The sequence below is a fragment of the Brucella haematophila genome (assembly GCF_005938105.1).
In the GTDB taxonomy this organism is placed as follows: domain Bacteria; phylum Pseudomonadota; class Alphaproteobacteria; order Rhizobiales; family Rhizobiaceae; genus Brucella; species Brucella haematophila.
Map to the genome: position 1 here is coordinate 146,422 of NZ_VCPE01000005.1, position 17,687 is coordinate 164,108.

The window sequence follows — 17,687 nt, forward strand, 5'->3', positions numbered from 1 at the left end:
GAAATGACTGTAACTGTGCGTTTCGCTCCGTCGCCGACGGGCTATATTCATATCGGCAACACGCGCACTGCGCTGTCCAACTGGCTTTTTGCCAAGAAAAACGGCGGCAGATTCATCCTGCGCTATGACGATACGGATGTTGAACGGTCGCGTGTGGAATATGCCGAGGCCATCGCCGTCGATCTCGACTGGCTGGGCGTGAAACCGGACCGCGTCGAATATCAGTCGAAGCGTTTTGATGTTTATGCCCGCGCAGTGGAAAAGCTGAAGGCCGCAGGCCTGCTTTATGCCTGCTATGAAACCGCTGACGAACTGGAACGCCGCCGCAAGCTGCGCTTGGCGCGCCGCCTGCCGCCAGTTTATGGCCGCGAGGCGCTGAAGCTCACTGATGCGGAAAAGGCTGCTTTCGAGGCGGAGGGCCGCAAGCCGCATTGGCGTTTTCTGCTGCCAAATTTCGAGAGCGATCCGTTTGCAACGCAGCGCACTGAAGTTCACTGGGACGATCTGGTGCGTGGGTCTCAGGTTGTTGATCTCGCATCCATGTCGGACCCCGTGCTGGTGCGCGAAGATGGCACCTATCTCTATACGCTGCCTTCGGTCGTGGACGATATCGATCTCGGCGTCAGCCACATTATCCGTGGCGACGACCATGTGACGAATACGGGTGTGCAGATTGCAATCTTCCGCGCACTTGGCGCCGAGCCGCCGGTCTTCGGACACCATAATCTGCTGACGACCACGACGGGCGAAGGGCTTTCAAAGCGCACGGGCGCGCTTTCGGTCGGATCACTGCGCGAAAACGGCTACGAGCCAATGGCGGTTGCTTCGCTGGCTATTTTGATCGGCACGTCGGAAAACGTCGCCGCTGCGCCAACCATGGATGCGCTGGCGGAACGTTTCGATCTGGCGTCGATTTCAAAATCGTCGGCCAAATTCGACCCGGCCGAACTGGACACGCTCAATCGCGCTTTGCTGCACGAAATGTCTTTTGCCGACGCCAAGCCGCGTCTCGACGTGCTTGGCATTGAAGGCGAGAAGGCCGAGCCATTCTGGCTCGCCGTGCGTGGCAATCTGGATCGTTTCGGTGATGTGCAGCATTGGTGGCAGATCGTGACCGGCGACCTGCCGGAAACGCCGGAACTGTCGGATGAAGATCGCGAATTTGCACGCACCGCGTTCACGCTTTTGCCAGCAGGCCCTTGGGATCAGCAGACGTGGAAGACATGGACGGATGCGGTCAAGTCGGAAACGGGACGCAAGGGCAAGGGGCTTTTCATGCCCCTGCGTCTGGCGCTGACCGGACAGGCTCACGGGCCGGAACTGGCCGACCTTCTGGTGCTGATGGGCCCGGAAAAGGCGCAAAGCCGACGGCCCTGATCTCCTCGTTCCGATAGGAAATAAAAAAGCCGGCACAGTGGATACTGTGCCGGCTTTGTTGTTTTGGAAGGTGCTTACTTGCGAATCTTTGCCTTGCGGGCAGGCGTTTCGCCTGCGCGCTGCAACGCTTCCACTACCGATAGAGCGGTCATGTTGACGACGCCGCGCGATGTGACCGAAGGCGTCAGAATATGCGCAGGGCGTGCTGCACCGAGCAGGATCGGGCCGACATGTAGCGCGTCTGTGACGGTCTTGACGACGTTGAGCGTGATATTCGCTGCATCAAGGTTAGGGAAAACCAGAAGATTGGCTTCACCCTTGAGGCGCGAATTCGGGAACACGCGGTCGCGCAGTGCCTGAGACAGCGCCGAGTCACCATGCATTTCACCATCGGATTCGAGGTCTGGAGCCTTTTCCGCGAGAATAGCGGCAGCCTGACGCATCTTTTCTGCGCTGGCGCTTTCCTTCGAACCGAAATTCGAATGCGAAACCAGAGCAGCTTTCGGCACGATACCGAAACGGTCGATTTCCTTGGCGGCGAGGATCGCCATTTCGGCAAGCTCGTTGGCATTCGGATCGACATTCACATAGGTGTCGGTCAGGAACAGCGCGCCGCGCTGCGAAATCAGCAGGCTGAGCGCGGAGTAATCGCGGATACCCGGCACAATGCCGATGATCTGGCGCACAACGCGCAGATGGCGTTCGAAACGGCCTTCAAGACCGCAGATCATCGCATCCGCTTCGTCACGCATCACAGCAAGCGCCGCAATGGCGGTCGAATTGGTGCGCACGATGGTGCGGGCGGCTTCCGGCGTGACGCCCTGACGGCCCGTATAGGATAGATACAGGTCGACATAGTCGCGGTAGCGTGGATCGTCTTCAGGGTTGATCAGTTCGAAATCAACGCCCTGACGGATTTTCAGGCCATAGCGGCGCAGACGTGTTTCAACAACCTGCGGACGGCCGACGAGGATCGGCGCGGCGATACGTTCTTCGATCACCACCTGTGCGGCGCGCAGCACGCGCTCATCTTCACCATCGGCATAGATGACGCGCTTCGGCTTATCTTGCGAACGAGCGGCAGCGAAAACCGGCTTCATGATGAGGCCCGAGCGGAACACGAAACGGTTCAGCCTGTCGAGATAGGCTTCCATGTCTTCGATCGGGCGCGTGGCGACACCGGTTTCCATCGCAGCCTTGGCGACAGCCGGAGCAATACGCAGGATCAGGCGCTGATCGAAAGGCGAGGGAATGATGTAATCTGGGCCGAAGGTCGGTGTATCGCCGGAATAGGCTTTGGCAGCGACATCGGAAGGTTCTTCACGCGCAAGCGATGCAATGGCGCGCACGGCGGCAAGCTTCATCTCTTCATTGATTGCGGTTGCGCCGACATCAAGCGCGCCGCGGAAGATGTATGGGAAGCAAAGAACGTTGTTGACCTGGTTGGGATAGTCGGACCGTCCGGTGCAGATCATAGCGTCGGCGCGCGCGGCGCGTGCTTCTTCCGGCATGATTTCCGGCTTCGGATTGGCAAGCGCCATGATCAGCGGCTTTTCGGCCATCTGATTGAGCAGTTCCGGCTTCAGGACGCCCGCCGCCGAAAGGCCGAGGAACACATCCGCGCCGCCGATGACATCGGCCAGCGTGCGTGCGTCGGTCTTCTGCGCGTAGATTTCTTTCCAGCGGTCCATCAGCGTGTTGCGGCCTTCGTAGACCACGCCTTCCAGATCGCAGACCCAGATGTTTTCGCGCTTGGCGCCGAGATTGACGAGAAGATTGAGGCAGGCGAGAGCCGCCGCACCGGCACCGGAGGTGACGATCTTGGCGTCTGCAATCTGCTTGCCGGCAAGCTCCAGACCGTTCAGCACGGCGGCGGCTACGATGATTGCCGTACCATGCTGGTCGTCATGGAAAACCGGAATATTCATCTTGGCGCGAAGCTGTTCTTCAACCTCGAAACACTCCGGTGCCTTGATGTCTTCCAGATTGATGCCGCCAAAGGTCGGTTCAAGAGCGGAAACCACGTCGACGACACGGTTGATTTCAAGCGCGTCGATTTCGATGTCGAAAACATCGATATCGGCGAATTTCTTGAACAGGACCGCCTTGCCTTCCATGACCGGCTTCGATGCGAGCGCGCCAATATTGCCGAGGCCGAGAACAGCCGTACCATTCGAAACAACTGCCACGAGGTTGCCGCGCGCCGTGTATTCGGCAGCGGTTGCCGGGTCTTCCTGAATGGCGAGGCAGGGTGCTGCCACGCCCGGCGAATAAGCGAGCGCAAGGTCGCGCTGATTTCCGAGCGGCTTGGTTGCCTGGATTTCCAGCTTTCCGGGCTTTGGATATCGATGAAAAAACAGAGCTGCTTCATCGAAGTCCGAACGCGTCGGCGTGGAAGGAGTTTTCTTGGTCATAGTCGCATCGCTTTCCATTTTTCCGCACCGCCGGGATGATGAGCGGCGCGTGGAGGGTGCAATCACATGCACACCGAGCCTTTAAACACGTGGGTCGGGCACTTTGGGTTTTAGCTCAAACTCTCACGTCCCATTAGGCCCGTTTTGGAGAATGAGTTTATCTGTAATGTAATGGCCGTGTCAGAAGGCGCTCTGATAAGCGCCGCCGTCAATAACGAGATTCTGCCCCGTTATATAGCCTGCATGCTGTGAGCAGAGAAAGGCGCAAGCTTTCCCGAACTCTTCCGGCTGGCCAATGCGTCCCGCGGGGATGCGGGCTGCTCGCTTGGCGGCTTCCGCTTCTGCGGTGGTGCCGGTCTTCTGCGCCGAGAAGGCAAAGCCCTTGCGCAGACGGTCCGTATCGAAGGCCCCGGGCAGGATATTGTTGATGGTAACATTGGCTCCCGCAACAGTGCGGGCAACGCCAGCCAGAAAGGCGGTCAGCCCGGCACGGGCCCCGGACGACAGGTCAAGCCCCGGAATGGGCGCATAGACCGAGGTGGAGGTGATATTGACGATGCGGCCAAAGCCACGCTCAACCATACCGTCAATCACGGCCTTTATCAGCTCAATGGGAGTGACCATGTTTTGCGTCACGCCTTCAAGAAGCGCTTCGCGGTCGAGCAGGCGGAAGTTGCGGAAAGGCGGCCCGCCATTGTTGTTGACGAGAATATCGGGGTTAGGGCAGGCGGCAAGCAGCGCCTGCTGACCATCCGGGGTCGAAACATCGGCAGCTACAGTGACAACATTGACGCCATAGGCTGCGCGGATGGCCTCAGCTGCTTGAAGCAGCGTTTCTTCACTGCGGCCGTTTAGCACGATATCGCATCCTGCTTCGGCAAGCGCTTCAGCGCAGGCGCGACCCAGACCTTTGCTGGAAGCGCACACGATTGCCTTGCGACCTTTCAAGCCCAAATCCACGGCTCGATCCTCTTTGCTTTTTTAAAGGTCATGGAGACATGCCACCAAGCGCCAAGGGCAATCAACCGGATTCTGGTTGACGCGCTGATGTGTCCACTTTTCTTGCGCCCGATTTGGACGTTTTTCGGTGTTTTTCACGCTCAATATTCGGTGATCGTGGTTTTCAGGTGGCTGGTGGACCGTCGACCGCTGTCATATGCGCGTTACAGTCCCGTCATGCCCCTGTGACATGAATCAGGTTTTCTGCGCGCAGTTTCAGGTTGCCATTGAGAGGGACAACCAAAATGAGCACTGACGCAGCACAGGCGAAGAAATTCCGGACGATTTTCATATCGGATGTGCATTTGGGGTCCAAGGCCGCGCAGGCCGACCTGCTTCTCGATTTCCTGCGTTACCATGATGCGGATACGATGTATCTGGTTGGCGATATCGTCGATGGTTGGCGGTTGCGGCGCAACTGACACTGGCCGCAGGAACATAACGACGTTGTCCAGAAGCTGTTGCGCAAAAGCCGTAAGGGCACCAACATCATCTACATCGCCGGCAATCACGACGAGTTCCTGCGTAATTTTCAGGGCACGCATTTTGGCGGCATCGAAGTCATGAACCGCTCCATTCACGAGACGGCGGATGGCCGCAAGTTTCTTGTGATCCACGGCGATCAGTTCGACGTGGTGGTGCGCAATGCCCGTTTCATCGCTTATCTCGGCGACTGGGCCTACGATACCGCCATCTGGATCAACACATTGATGAACCGTGTGCGGTCTCTCTTCGGTCTGCGCTACTGGTCATTTTCGGCCTGGGCGAAGTTCCGGGTGAAGAAGGCGGTCAATTTCATCGGTGAGTTCGAAACGGTCGTGTCTGAAGAGGCGAAGCGCATCGGTGTCGATGGCGTTATTTGCGGCCATATTCACCACGCTACCATCGAAAAAATGAACGATGTTGAATATATCAACACCGGTGACTGGGTGGAAAGCTGCACGGCGGTGCTGGAGCATTTTGACGGTCGTATGGAACTGGTCAAATGGACCCAGATGCGCGACGAGAAATCGTCCGGCGGCAAGGCTATCGCTCACAATAACCGCACTGACGATAACAGAATTGTCCGGCTGCCACGCCCCGTAAGCCCGGCCCGTAATGTGGCGAACATTGCCGGATGAACAAGCTCGTCATCGTCACCGACGCCTGGCATCCACAAGTCAACGGTGTTGTCCGCACACTGACCAAATGCCAGGAAATGATGCGCGCGCGGGGCTACGAGGTGATCGTCGTTTCCCCACTCGATTATAAGTCGATACCGTGCCCGACCTATCCCGAGATCAGGCTTGCTCTCACGACACCCGGTGCATTTCGGCGGCGGCTCGTACAGATGAAGCCGGACTATGTCCATATCGCCACCGAAGGCCCTCTGGGCTATATGGCGCGGCAGGCATGCCTGAAAAAGGGCTGGAGTTTCACCACCAGTTTTCACACACGCTTCCCTGAATATGTGGCGGAACGCTTTCCGGTTCCCTTGAGCTGGAGCTACGGATTTCTGCGTTACTTCCACAATGCCGCGTCGCATACGCTCGTGCCGACGCAATCTATTCTGGATGATTTGAAAGAGCGCGGCTTTACGGGCCTCAATCTGTGGACGCGCGGTGTGGATCGGGGTGTGTTTCACGCCCGCGCCAATGTGAACCGCGATCTGCCGGGACCAGTCTTCATCTGCGTTGGACGCGTGGCGACGGAAAAGAACCTTCCGGCTTTTCTCAGTCTCGATCTTCCCGGTACCAAACTGATTGTCGGTGATGGCCCGGCGCTCGATGATCTGAAATCACGTTTTCCGGATGCCGTATTTGTCGGCAAGCGGGAAGGTGAGGCGCTTGCGGAAACCTATGCGTCGGCTGATGTATTCGTCTTCCCAAGTCGGACGGACACGTTTGGCCTTGTTTTGCTGGAAGCAATTTCGTCTGGCCTGCCTGTCGCGGCATTTCCTGTGCCGGGATCGAAAGACGTCATTGGCGCAACTGGCGCAGGGGTTCTTTCGGAAGATTTGCGCGCGGCCTGCATGGCCGCGCTGGAGCTTGAACCCTTCGATCCCGAACAGGTTCTGAAGCCCTTTACGTGGGAAACCTGCGCCGACATCTTTGAAGAGGCTTTGACCTCGATTGCCGGTGATCGTCCGTCCCGTACCTATCAGGAAACAGCTCAGCCCCAGACGGTCGCTTCCGGCGGATAAACAAGCGCGCCATCGTAACGAAGGCCCGGATCGCGGTCATGCGCAAGGAGCAGCGGTCCGTCGAGATCCACCACCGTCGCCTTTTGGGCCAGCAGTACTGCGGGTGCCATGCCGAGCGATGTGCCGACCATGCAGCCGACCATGATTTTCAGGCCAAGACCAATGGCCTTTTCGCGCATCACCAGCCCTTCGGTCAGTCCGCCTGCCTTGTCGAGCTTGATGTTCACGGCATCGTAGCGCTTGGCCAGTTCTTCCAAACCCTCTGATGTGTGGACGCTTTCGTCGGCGCAAATCATGACCGGGCGTTCAATCTGGCTCAGGATCGCGTCTTTACCAGCGGGCAGGGGCTGCTCGATCAGGATCACGCCTGCATCGGCGGCAGCGCGCATGTTTTCGACAATATTCGCGTCGGTCCAGCCTTCGTTTGCATCAATGATGATGCGGCTGTTCGGCGCTGCGGCTGCGACGGCGCGAATGCGCTCAATGTCGTTCTCGCCGCCCATCTTCACCTTGATCAGTGGATAATGCGCGACTTTGGCTGTCGATTCCGCCATTTCCTCGGGCGTGCCAAGCGAAACCGTAATCGCCGTTTCAAGTGGCTTGAATACACCGCCCAGCGTATCGGCAACGCTTTTACCGGTGATCTTGGCTTCCAGATCCCACAAGGCACAGTCTACGGCGTTGCGCGCCGCACCGGCAGGCATCAGCTTCTGAATGTCGTGACGTGTCGCGCCGCCTTCGATCTCGGCCCGGACGGCTTCGATTGCAGCGGTGACGCTTTCAATGCTCTCGCCATAGCGCGCATAAGGAACGCATTCGCCGCGCCCCTGATGCTCACCGTTGCCGATTGCACACACAACAACGGCAGCTTCAGTCTTTGACCCGCGCGAAATTGTGAATTTTCCGGCGATGGGGTAGCGTTCAACGAGGATGTTCAAGGTATTCTGCATGGAGAGCCTTCCGAATCTCAATCCCGAAAAGTTGATGGGCTTTTTGGATGAGATAGTGCGTGAGAGCGCGAAATTGGGTTATTCGTCTGATTCATCGGGCGGATGCTCCAATACGCTGTATTTCGGTCGTGTTACGACTCGTATATGAGGTTTGCCATGTTGACCGACACTGCTGACAAAGCAAGAGCTGCCGCGAATGTCGCGCCAAAGATAGATGTGACGGATCAGGATGGCGTTCGCCTCGTTCACCTGAGCGGACGCTGGGTTTCGCAGAGCGTCCATCTTGTCGATGACAAAATGCGCAGTCTCGAGAAAGTAGCGGGCGGCCAATCCACGCATATCGATGCTTCCGGCATATCCGGTCTCGATACGGCAGGCGCCTGGCTTGTCGAGCGGTTGAGGCAGCGCCTCGTTAGCCAAAAGGCCGATGTGCAGCTTGATGGCGTCCGCGAATCCTGGGCACCGCTGATGGATGAAGTTGGCGGGGCTGTTGAGCGAGCGCTCGATGTTCCCCGCACCAAGAAGCCTTTCTTTCTTATCGCGTTTCTGGCGGCCCTTGGTGGTGGTGTCGTTTCGATTTACGAAGACTTCAAGATGTCGATGCACATTCTGGGCGCCACTATTCGCGGCGCGCAGCTCAAATATGGTCGCGGAAGTGGGATTCCGATTGCCGCCATCGTGACGCAGATGGACCGTATGGGCGTTGGCGCCATTCCCATCATCGTGCTGATGTCGACGATTGTCGGCGCAATTATCGCGCAGCAGGGCGCGTTTCAGCTTCGTTACTTCGGTGCTGAGATATTCGTGGTCGATCTGGTCGGCATTCTGGTCTTGCGTGAATTGGGCGTGCTTTTGACCGCGATCATGATCGCAGGCCGTTCCGGCAGTGCAATTACCGCTGAAATCGGCTCCATGAAAATGCGCGAAGAAACGGACGCGCTGACCGTCATCGGGCTCAATCCCGTTGGCGTTCTGGTGTTTCCGCGCCTCGTTGCGCTCGTCATCGTATTGCCGTTGCTGACCATTATTTCCAATCTGGCTGCATTGGTCGGGGCAGGCGGTGTCGCATGGTTCTATTCCAATATCTCGCCGGAGGCCTTTATCAGCCGTCTGCATGATGCAGTGGCGCTGAACACCTATTTCGCCGGTTTGATCAAGGCGCCGTTCATGGCGATGATCATCGGTGTTCTTGCGTCGGTCGAAGGTATGAAAGTCGGCGGAAGTGCAGAATCACTCGGTCGCCGTGTCACCGCATCGGTGGTGAAGGCTATTTTCGTGGTTATCGTCGTCGACGGCATGTTTGCGATGTTCTACGCAGCGATTAATTTCTAGAGATTTATATGACCGTTGTTTTGTTTGGGTTCTTTGAGACACAGTTACACAGAAAACTGAACCTTCGGTCGCTTTCGGCTGTTCAGTCGGAAGCTTGGCTCGGTTAAAGAATAGATATGGAGAACGGTATCGACGTAGAGTCGCAACCACAGCAGGATGAAAGCCATCACACGGCGAAACCGATCATATCGGTACGCGACGTGACGGTTTCGTTTGGCCGTTCGCCAGTGCTGGATAAGCTTTCGCTCGATATCTACAAGGGTGAGGTTCTGGGCTTCATCGGTCCGTCGGGATCGGGCAAGTCCGTGCTGATGCGCACCATCTTGGGGCTGAACAAGAAGCAGTCCGGCGAAATCGAGATTCTCGGGCGCAACATTGATCGCCTCAATGAAATGGAAAAAATGGCCATCGACATGCGGATGGGCGTTCTTTTTCAGCATGGCGCGCTGTTTTCCGCGCTCAATGTGCTTGAGAATATCCAGGTGCCGATGCGCGAATATCTCGATCTGTCGCCAAAGCTGATGGATGAGCTGGCGCGGTTGAAGATCGATCTCGTGGGACTGAAGCCGGATACGGCTGAGAAATTTCCATCGGAGCTTTCTGGCGGCATGATCAAGCGCGCCGCTTTGGCGCGTGCACTGGCGCTCGATCCGGACATCGTCTTTCTCGATGAGCCGACATCTGGGCTTGATCCGATCGGTGCTGCGGAGTTCGACGAACTGATCGCGAACCTGCGCGATACGATGGGCCTGACCGTCTATATGGTCACGCATGATCTCGACAGTCTCTTCGCCATCTGCGATCGGATTGCTGTTCTGGGGAACAAAAAAGTGCTGGTCAGCGGCACAATTGAAGACATGCTGCATGTAGACGATCCATGGGTTAAATCCTATTTTCGGGGCAAGCGTGCGCGCCAGATCGATCCTTCGGCGCCAACAAGACGGCGGCCCGGCAGCCGCTTGCAGACGGGATAAGATATGGAAACAAAAGCCAATTACGTTCTGGTCGGGGTTTTCACGCTGCTTGTCAGCCTGCTGGCTTTCGGATTCGTGTACTGGATTGCGCGCTTCGGTGAGGCTCGCGAATCCATTCCTATGGATGTGCGTATTCCCGGCTCGGTAACCGGCCTGACTGTTGGAAGTCAGGTTCTGTTCAACGGTATCAAGGTCGGTGACGTTCGAGGCTTGCATCTCGATGAGAGCAACCCGGAAATGGTGATCGTGCAGACCCGTGTGAACGGCAGCACGCCAATCACGCGCTCTACCGCTGCAACGCTCGGCTTTCAGGGCCTGACCGGTCAGGCCTATATCGAACTCAAGGGTGGTCGTCTGGATGAACCGAACCTGCTGACAGAAGCAGCCAAGGAAGATACAGTCGCGCGTATCGACGCTGACCCGTCAGCGGTCAACAATCTCCTTGCCACCGCGCAGGACATTTTCGGACGCGCCAACACTGTGCTCGGCGAGCTGGAAGGTTTTGTCAAAGAGGCCCGTGGTCCTCTGACCGACACGATTAATAATACAAAGACGTTCACCGATGCGCTGGCCAAGAATGCCGATGTCATCGATGAATTGGGCTCCAACGCCGGTAATATCAAGCAGATCATCGAGGACGCGAAGGAAACGATGGCGCGTCTCAATGCTGCGTCGGTTCGCGTTGACGGTATTCTGGCGAAGACCGACAAGCTCTTGTCCACGGATGACAAGGACGGCGTTGTGGCGCAGGCCAAGGCGACGCTTGAATCCATACGTCAGACTTCGGATAATCTCGACAAGCGTTTGGGACCGATTGCAGATAACTTGCAGCGTTTCTCGGGTCAGGGTCTTCGGGATGTGCAGTCGGTGGTTGTTGATAGCCGCCGCTCCATACAGCGCATCGAGCAGGCTATCACAGAGCTCGAACGCAACCCGCAACGTTTGATTTTCGGCGGGCAAGGCAGTGTACCTCAGTATAATGGAAGGGCGCGTCATTGATGTTCTCGGCTGAAAATTCGAAAAGCGGGTTTATGGGCGTGAAATCGCGTCGCAAGCTTCCTCTTGCGGGTTCCGTCTCTCTCGTTCTGGCGGCGCTTCTTGCCGGTTGCGGAACGACACCGCTCGATACGTTCAACCTCTCGACGCCGAAGCCAGCGGTTTCGTCACCAAGCCGTAAGAGCCTGCAACTGCTGGTTCCGACACCGACGGCGTTGAAGGCGCTCGACAGCGAGAACATCGTGATTAGTTCCGCGCCGGGTTCCATTGAATATCTCAAAGGCGCGCAGTGGGGCGACAGGCTGACGAATATCGTTCAGTCCCGCCTCGTCCAGTCCTTTGAGAACACCGGGGTGTTCGGTGGTGTTGGCCGTCCGGGTGACGGTCTGGCCATTAATTATCAGATCCTGACAGACCTTCGTATGTTCGGTGTGCAGGTCAACGGCGGCTCCAGAACCGCTGTTGTGGAACTGGCCATCAAGCTCATGAACGACAAGACCGGCGAAGTGCGCGCAACGCGCGTGTTCCGGAGTACTGCACCTGTTAGCGGAACCGGCAATGCGGCTTACGTAAAGGCGCTTGACGCAGCCTTTGATCGCGCCGCGAATGATATCGTCGGCTGGACGGTATCCGCTATTTAAGTCGCATAGACGGTCGAGCAGATCGGCAAAAATGAATAAGGCGGGGTTTGAACCCCGCCTTTCTTTTTATCTGGCATCAGAAACCCGCGAACCGCTGACTTCGCGGCGTCTGCGCCCACGTAAACTGCGCCGGTTTTTATCCTGTCAGAGCAACAAAAAACGCGGCCCGAAGGCCGCGTTCTGAATGGTTTTGTGTCTCTGACGCTTGTTTAGCGCAGGCGACCGCTGGCATGGGCCAGCATGGTGTAAACCTTGCCGGTATCGGACGTCAGATAGGTCTGCGTCACCATGTTGTCGCGGTCGTTACGGGCGACATCTTCAAGCAGGCGCTGGAAGTCGTCCATATAGCGGTCCACAGCGCGGCGGAATTCGCCATCCGTCTGATACTTGCGCTTGATGTCGTCAAACGTCTGCTGGCCCTTGAGCGTATAGAGGCGACGGGTGAAGACGTTGCGCTCGCCACGGCGGTAGCGGTCCCAGAGTTCAACCGATGCTTCATGATCGATAGCGCGGGCGATATCGACCGACAGCGAGTTCAGAGATTCAACCACATGGCTCGGCGAACGCGGAGCGGCGGTTGGCTGCGCCTTGGGCTGAACGGCTTCTTCTTCCTCACGCGATGCGCGGGCAAGGAGATCGGAAACCCAGCCGCGAGGCTTTTCAGCGGCAGCGGCAGGTGCCGTTGCAGCCGGAGCCTTTGGCATTTCAACCGGACGCTGGCGAACGGCAACATCAGCCTGTGCGACCGGAGCAGCCGAGGGCTGAACTGGTGCCTGAACAGGAGCCGGGCGCTGTACAGCGGGCGCAGGACGCGAAACCGGACGGTCTGCGCGGCTTTCGCCAACGTCGACCAGACGGCCCGACTTGTTGACGATTTCTGCCAGTTCCTTGAGCGCGCTGATCTGCTCGCTCACGGCCTTGCGCATGGCGGTCGTCGTTTCCTTGGCTTCAGCAGGCATATCTAGAACGCCGCGCTTCAGCTCGCCGCGCGTGGTGTTCAGCTCGGTGCGAATTTCGCCAGCGGTGCGACGGATATCGTCGGTTGCTGCCGAGAACTTCTGGGCTGCCTGCTCGACGATTTCCGAAACGCTTTCGCGCATCTTTTCCGCCGAGGCGCGGGTCTGGCCTTCTGCGCGCTGGAATGCCGAGGCAACCAGAGTTTCGAAGGACTGCATGAGCTTCTCGATGCCTTCCGACTTTTCGACAAGGCCGGAAGCCAGCTTGTCGAGCGCCTGCTGGCGGTCGGACAGTGTGGTGACCAGACCATTCTGAGCCGAATTGATCATGTCGGAGGCCGAGGAAAGAACCTTTCCATGGTCTTCAAAACGGTCGGCAATGTCGGCGATCTGCGACAGGGTGCTATCGGAAAGCGCACGCAGCGTGCCGATATTGGTGTCGATCAGACCGGTCGAGGCCTGGAACATCTGTGCAGCGCGATTGGTGTTTTCAACGAAGCTCGACGTCGTGTCGACGAGACGACCGTCGATATCGGTCAGGTTGCGCGTTGCAGCGTCGATCAGCTTGCCAAGCTCGCCATTCGAAGTGGAGAGGCGGTCGATCAGCTCGCTGACATTGTCGGAGAGACCAGCCTTTGCCTGCTGGACAGCTGCAATGGTTTCTGCCGTGCGGTTTGCCAGTGCATTGACCAGAGCGGCATTTTCCGAACGCAGGCGGTCGGTGGCGGCATGGGTCGCTTCTTCAAGCTGCTGTGCCAGACCGCGTCCGCTGTCGGCAAGGCGCTGAACCAGCGGCTCTGCCGTATCGTTGAGGATCTTGGTGATTTCCTGCGAGCGAGCCGAGAGAACTGCATTGAGTTCACGGGTGCGCTCTTCAAGAGTGACAGCCGTCGTATCCGTAACCTGCGCGATGCGGGCTTCCACAGAACCGAGTTCCATCGTGATGCGCGAGCCAATGTCACCGAGACGGGTGGCAATTGCATCGGCGCGTTCCACGAGGCGGGCTTCGGTGCCCGCCAGATTGTCGGCAACGCTGACCGAGAAGGTTTCGCTGTGACCAGCAAGGGTCTCGCTCGTCTTCGATGCGGTATCGGCGATGCGGGCTTCGATAGCGCTGAGTTCGCCGGTGAGGCGGTTCTCTATGGCTTCAAGACCGCTTGCAATAGCGCCGGCGCGTTCATTGAGGCGGATTTCAGTGCCTGCCAGATTATCGACAACGCTGGCTGCAAAAGCTTCGCTGTGACCGGCAAGGGTCTCGCTCGTCTTGGCTGCCGTATCGGCGATGCGGGCTTCGATGGAACCAAGCTCACCGGTGAGGCGGGTTTCGATATCGCCGAGGCGTCCGGCAATCGCGTCTGCGCGGTCACCGAGACGGGCTTCCGTACCCGACAGATTGTCAATCAGGCGTGCGCTGAAGGCTTCGCCGAAACCATCCAGAGCCTGACCGGCCTTGGCAGCTTCAGCGGAAAGCGTGCTTGCTGCTTCGCCGATCTTTTCACGTAGCGAGGTGGCAACAACGCCGGCGCTCTGTTCCAGCGCACGGCGAACATTGTCGACGCCGATAGAAAGCGCCTTTTCCATGGTCTGCGTGCGTTCTTCGATAATGCCGGTCTGGCCTGCGAAAGCATCGTTGATGACGGCGCTGCTATCGGCAATGACGTTACGCAGGTTGGCGGTGTGCTCTTCAATCGCGCCGTTCTGACCTGCGAATGCCTGATTGATAACGGCACCGCTTTCAGCGATGACACTGCGCAGATTGGCGGTGTGTCCTTCGATAATGCCGGTCTGGCCTTCGAAAGCCTGTCCAATAGCGGAAGCGCTGTCGGCAATTGCGCCGCGCAGATTGGCAGTGCGCTGATCCAGAACGTCGCTATGGTCTTGCAGGGACTGATTAAGCGAAGACGTGCTGTCGCTCAGCGTTGCGCGGATGGCCGCTGCACGCGTTTCAATCGTCTGCTCATGGCCGTTCAGAATATCAACCAGCGAGTCATTGTGGTTGTTCAGAACAGCGCGCAGGCCGCTTGTGCGTTCTTCGACGTGGCGAACATGTTCGCCGAGCGTTGCTTCGAAAGCGTCGCGTCCGGCTGCGATGGATTCGCCGAGCGTTGCCGCGCGTTCGTCCAGAATGCGAGCCAGCGAAGACTGGTTGTCAGCAATCAGGGCCTGAAGCGAGCTGACGCGTTCATCGAAGGCACGGGCCATGACTTCGCGATTTTCGTTGAAATTATCACGCATTGCAGCCGTGCGTTCATCCATCAGCTGAGCAAGCATGACCTGATTGCCGGTGATGACGGTATGCAGCGCGGTAGCGCGTTCTTCCAGCGAACGGGCGTGATCGGCAAAGCTCGCATCGAGCAGTGCCGAATGGCTTGCCATTGCCTGCTGAAGCGCAGTGGTGCGCTCTGCCAGAATGGCGGCATGATTGTCGGCGACAGAATTGAGCGCCGATGCGCTGCCGTCAATCGCATTGCGGATGTCATCGGTGCGGGCTGCCAGCGTATCGGCATGACCACGAATAACCGCCGAAACGCGGTCGGTCTCGCCTTCCAGCGAAGCGGCAAGCACATCGCGGCTTTCTGCCAGCTTGCCTGCAAAGGAAGCTGCCTTTTCACCGAGAAGATTGCCGACGCTTTCACCGATTGAGGTCAGATCGTCGCTGATCTTCGTCTTGGTTTCATCGATCATCGAGCTGAGCGAAGCGCGACCGCCCGAGAAAGTCTCGGCAATTTCACGCGTGCGGGCGATGAGATTTTCGTTGATCTGGCGCGAGCGCGTTTCCAGAGCGGCGTTGAGCTTTTCTGTGCTGCTGTCGAGTGCGTGGGCGCGAGCCTCGAACTCGGAAAGCAGGGCATGGCCGCGTTCAGACAAGGTGCCTTCCAGATTGGCAAGGCGCGTGTCGAACTCGCTGACCATCGATTCCGTGGAGCTGCCTAGCAGGTTGGCAATGCCAGCGGCGCGTTCGTCCAGAGCCGTCGTGAAGCGCTCGGAAATCGTGCGGGACTGTTCGTCGAGTGTCGCGATACGCGTATCGAGCAGATTGGCAAAAGCCTCGCCCGAAGTCGTGATGCGCGAACCGATATCGCCCGTGCGGGTTTCAATGGCTTCGGCAATGGAGCTGCCGCTCTCATTGATGCTGCCGATGAGGCGTTCACCGGATTCGCTCAACAGCGAGCTGAGCTGCTGGGAAGCAGACAGAACATTGTCGCGGATGATGTTGGATGCGCTCGACAGTTCTTCCTTGAGCTGTTCATGCGCACCGGAAATCGAAGAGCGGACACGTTCGGCATGGCTGACAACGGCTTCACGCTCATTGCCCAGATCGCCGACCAGTGACCGAATGCGAACTTCATTGTCGCTATAAGCGCGCTCAAGCTGATTGACTTCAGACTGAACAAGGGTTTCCAGCTCAACAGCACGGGCAAGCGTGCGCTCGATGCCTTCATTCATTGCAGCCACTTCGCGGCGGACGGCCTGGCTCAGCGTCGAAACGCGGTCAGCCGATACGGCTTCCGGCTGAAGCAGCTTCATGGCGGCTTCAGACATGCTGCGCGCAGCGTTATGCATTTCCTGTGCGCGCTTCACAAGTTGTGCAAAGCCCCAGAACATCGCGACGGGCAGGGCAACGCCTGCAACTACGCCAATGCCAGCGGGCGAGGTGAAGAAGTTCTTGGTGGCCTCAAGGCTCGAGAAAACAGTCGGATCGACAGCCTTGCTAAGCGCAACGCCACCGGCAGCCCAAAGCACGCTGATGGCAGTCGTGGTCCAGTAGAGCTTGGATGTACGCTCGGTCACGCGGCGCGGTGCGGTTGCGATTGCGCGGTCGTTGCGAGAGTCGTCGTTGGCGGGCGTACGTGCTGCAGGTGCTGCAACGCTGACGGTCGCTGCCGGTGCAACAGGGCGCAGGATGGCTTCCGGAGCTTCCGGCACGTCTGCAACCTGAGGCGAAGGAGCGACTTGCGTCGTGTCCGGCTTGATGGAGGTGGGCTTATGCGGTGTGTTGGCGACGATTTGCTGTACGGGCTGCTGCATCGCAGGCGCGGCTTTGACCACCGGCGGCACAGGCGGCGCGGCAGGTGTGGCGATAACGGACGCAGAGACGATTGGCGCAACCCTGGTTTCGATTGCCGCTGATGCGACTTTCGCAGGTTCTGCTGCCTTCGTCTTCTGTTCCGCGACCAGCTCTTCAGCGGCGCGCGAAATCTGCTCTTCCAGATCGTCGACCGAGAAGCTCTCGTCGAACGCACTCAAGTCCATATCGATATCGAGATCATCGCCGAAGTCGATGTCGAGTGCCTGTTCTAGTGCCTTTTCAACCTCAAGGTCGAGCTTCTGTGCCTTGGATTTGGAAGCCATTGTTCGCCTACCTCGTACTCAATTACCGTGACGGCCGGATCGTCAAAGAGCCGTTACTAAACTTTATCCGCCATTTTGCATCGTACCGGCTCGGTCCTGTTAAGGAAATAGGCGACGCCCGCTGATGCCTAAAACTTTAAATACAAGGTTAACAGAAAACGTTTGGCTTCACTAAAATGCGATGTTTCCGGGCTTTTTGCAATTATCAGCAAGTTGTGGAAATCAGCAGGGATCGCTTTTTGCGGTTCGAAAGGCGGCGCGAATTCGTTAACAAAATTGCCCGTATTTCGAATTTATGTTCCGGTACTGCAATTTTAAGCTGCATTGCTTGGGCGCAGGATTCGTTGGTGCGATTGTCTGCGTTCCCAATTTTTTCATCATATGCCCCAATCTTGCACAACGGCAAGGCGGAGTTTTGCAGAAAACCTATTATATCGCCGCTGGCGCAGCTGCTTATACATTATATAACACGGCATATTGGCGCAGTTGGGCTTAACGGGGCACTCGCAGTTG

Annotated in this window: 10 protein-coding genes and 2 pseudogenes; 7 read left to right on the plus strand and 5 right to left on the minus strand. The window is 57.7% G+C overall.

Annotated features, from left to right (window positions below; translation table 11 throughout):
* Window positions 1–3 precede the first annotated feature (3 nt).
* Complete coding sequence (gene gltX / locus FGI60_RS10140) at window positions 4–1,377, plus strand: glutamate--tRNA ligase (protein WP_138785071.1); 1,374 nt, start codon at window positions 4–6, stop codon at window positions 1,375–1,377.
* Window positions 1,378–1,451: 74 nt separating this feature from the next.
* On the opposite strand, the gene FGI60_RS10145 is transcribed toward gltX, so the two are convergent.
* Window positions 1,452–3,791, minus strand: a complete 2,340-nt coding sequence (locus tag FGI60_RS10145) for an NADP-dependent malic enzyme (protein WP_138785072.1) — start codon at window positions 3,789–3,791, stop codon at window positions 1,452–1,454.
* A 180-nt stretch (window positions 3,792–3,971) separates the two neighbouring features.
* Complete coding sequence (locus tag FGI60_RS10150) at window positions 3,972–4,751, minus strand: SDR family oxidoreductase (RefSeq protein ID WP_138785073.1); 780 nt, start codon at window positions 4,749–4,751, stop codon at window positions 3,972–3,974.
* Between the two features lie 284 nt (window positions 4,752–5,035).
* On the opposite strand from FGI60_RS10150, the pseudogene FGI60_RS10155 reads away from it, so the two are divergent.
* Together FGI60_RS10155 and FGI60_RS10160 are read left to right on the plus strand one after the other, a co-directional pair.
* Window positions 5,036–5,911 (plus strand): annotated as a pseudogene (locus FGI60_RS10155) (UDP-2,3-diacylglucosamine diphosphatase).
* Window positions 5,908–6,972: a glycosyltransferase family 4 protein gene (locus FGI60_RS10160; protein WP_138785074.1), complete on the plus strand. Its 1,065-nt coding sequence runs from the start codon at window positions 5,908–5,910 to the stop codon at window positions 6,970–6,972. The pseudogene FGI60_RS10155 and the gene FGI60_RS10160 overlap by 4 nt, the downstream one beginning before the upstream one ends.
* On the opposite strand, the gene dgcA is transcribed toward FGI60_RS10160, so the two are convergent.
* A complete protein-coding gene (dgcA, locus tag FGI60_RS10165) occupies window positions 6,942–7,922 on the minus strand; it encodes an N-acetyl-D-Glu racemase DgcA (protein ID WP_138785075.1) in 981 nt (326 codons plus the stop codon). The genes FGI60_RS10160 and dgcA overlap by 31 nt on opposite strands.
* A 156-nt stretch (window positions 7,923–8,078) precedes the next feature.
* On the opposite strand from dgcA, the gene FGI60_RS10170 reads away from it, so the two are divergent.
* The 4 genes from FGI60_RS10170 (at window position 8,079) to FGI60_RS10185 (ending at window position 11,865) form a co-directional block, all read left to right on the plus strand.
* Window positions 8,079–9,254 carry an MlaE family ABC transporter permease gene (locus tag FGI60_RS10170; RefSeq protein ID WP_138785076.1) on the plus strand — a complete coding sequence of 392 codons (1,176 nt, stop codon included), beginning with the start codon at window positions 8,079–8,081 and terminating at the stop codon, window positions 9,252–9,254.
* 116 nt (window positions 9,255–9,370) lie between these two features.
* A complete protein-coding gene (locus FGI60_RS10175) occupies window positions 9,371–10,228 on the plus strand; it encodes an ABC transporter ATP-binding protein (protein WP_138785077.1) in 858 nt (285 codons plus the stop codon).
* A gap of 3 nt (window positions 10,229–10,231) precedes the next feature.
* Complete coding sequence (locus FGI60_RS10180; protein WP_138785078.1) at window positions 10,232–11,227, plus strand: MlaD family protein; 996 nt, start codon at window positions 10,232–10,234, stop codon at window positions 11,225–11,227.
* A 38-nt stretch (window positions 11,228–11,265) separates the two neighbouring features.
* Window positions 11,266–11,865 carry an ABC-type transport auxiliary lipoprotein family protein gene (locus tag FGI60_RS10185; protein WP_407921680.1) on the plus strand — a complete coding sequence of 200 codons (600 nt, stop codon included), beginning with the start codon at window positions 11,266–11,268 and terminating at the stop codon, window positions 11,863–11,865.
* A 209-nt stretch (window positions 11,866–12,074) separates the two neighbouring features.
* Here FGI60_RS10185 and FGI60_RS26800 read toward each other — a convergent pair whose 3' ends face one another.
* Together FGI60_RS26800 and FGI60_RS26805 are read right to left on the minus strand one after the other, a co-directional pair.
* On the minus strand, window positions 12,075–14,630 hold the full coding sequence (locus FGI60_RS26800) for a hypothetical protein (protein ID WP_407921682.1): 2,556 nt from the start codon (window positions 14,628–14,630) through the stop codon (window positions 12,075–12,077).
* Window positions 14,604–17,197: pseudogene (locus FGI60_RS26805) on the minus strand (kinesin); the annotation flags it as partial. The gene FGI60_RS26800 and the pseudogene FGI60_RS26805, both read right to left, overlap by 27 nt.
* Between the last annotated feature and the right edge of the window lie 490 nt (window positions 17,198–17,687).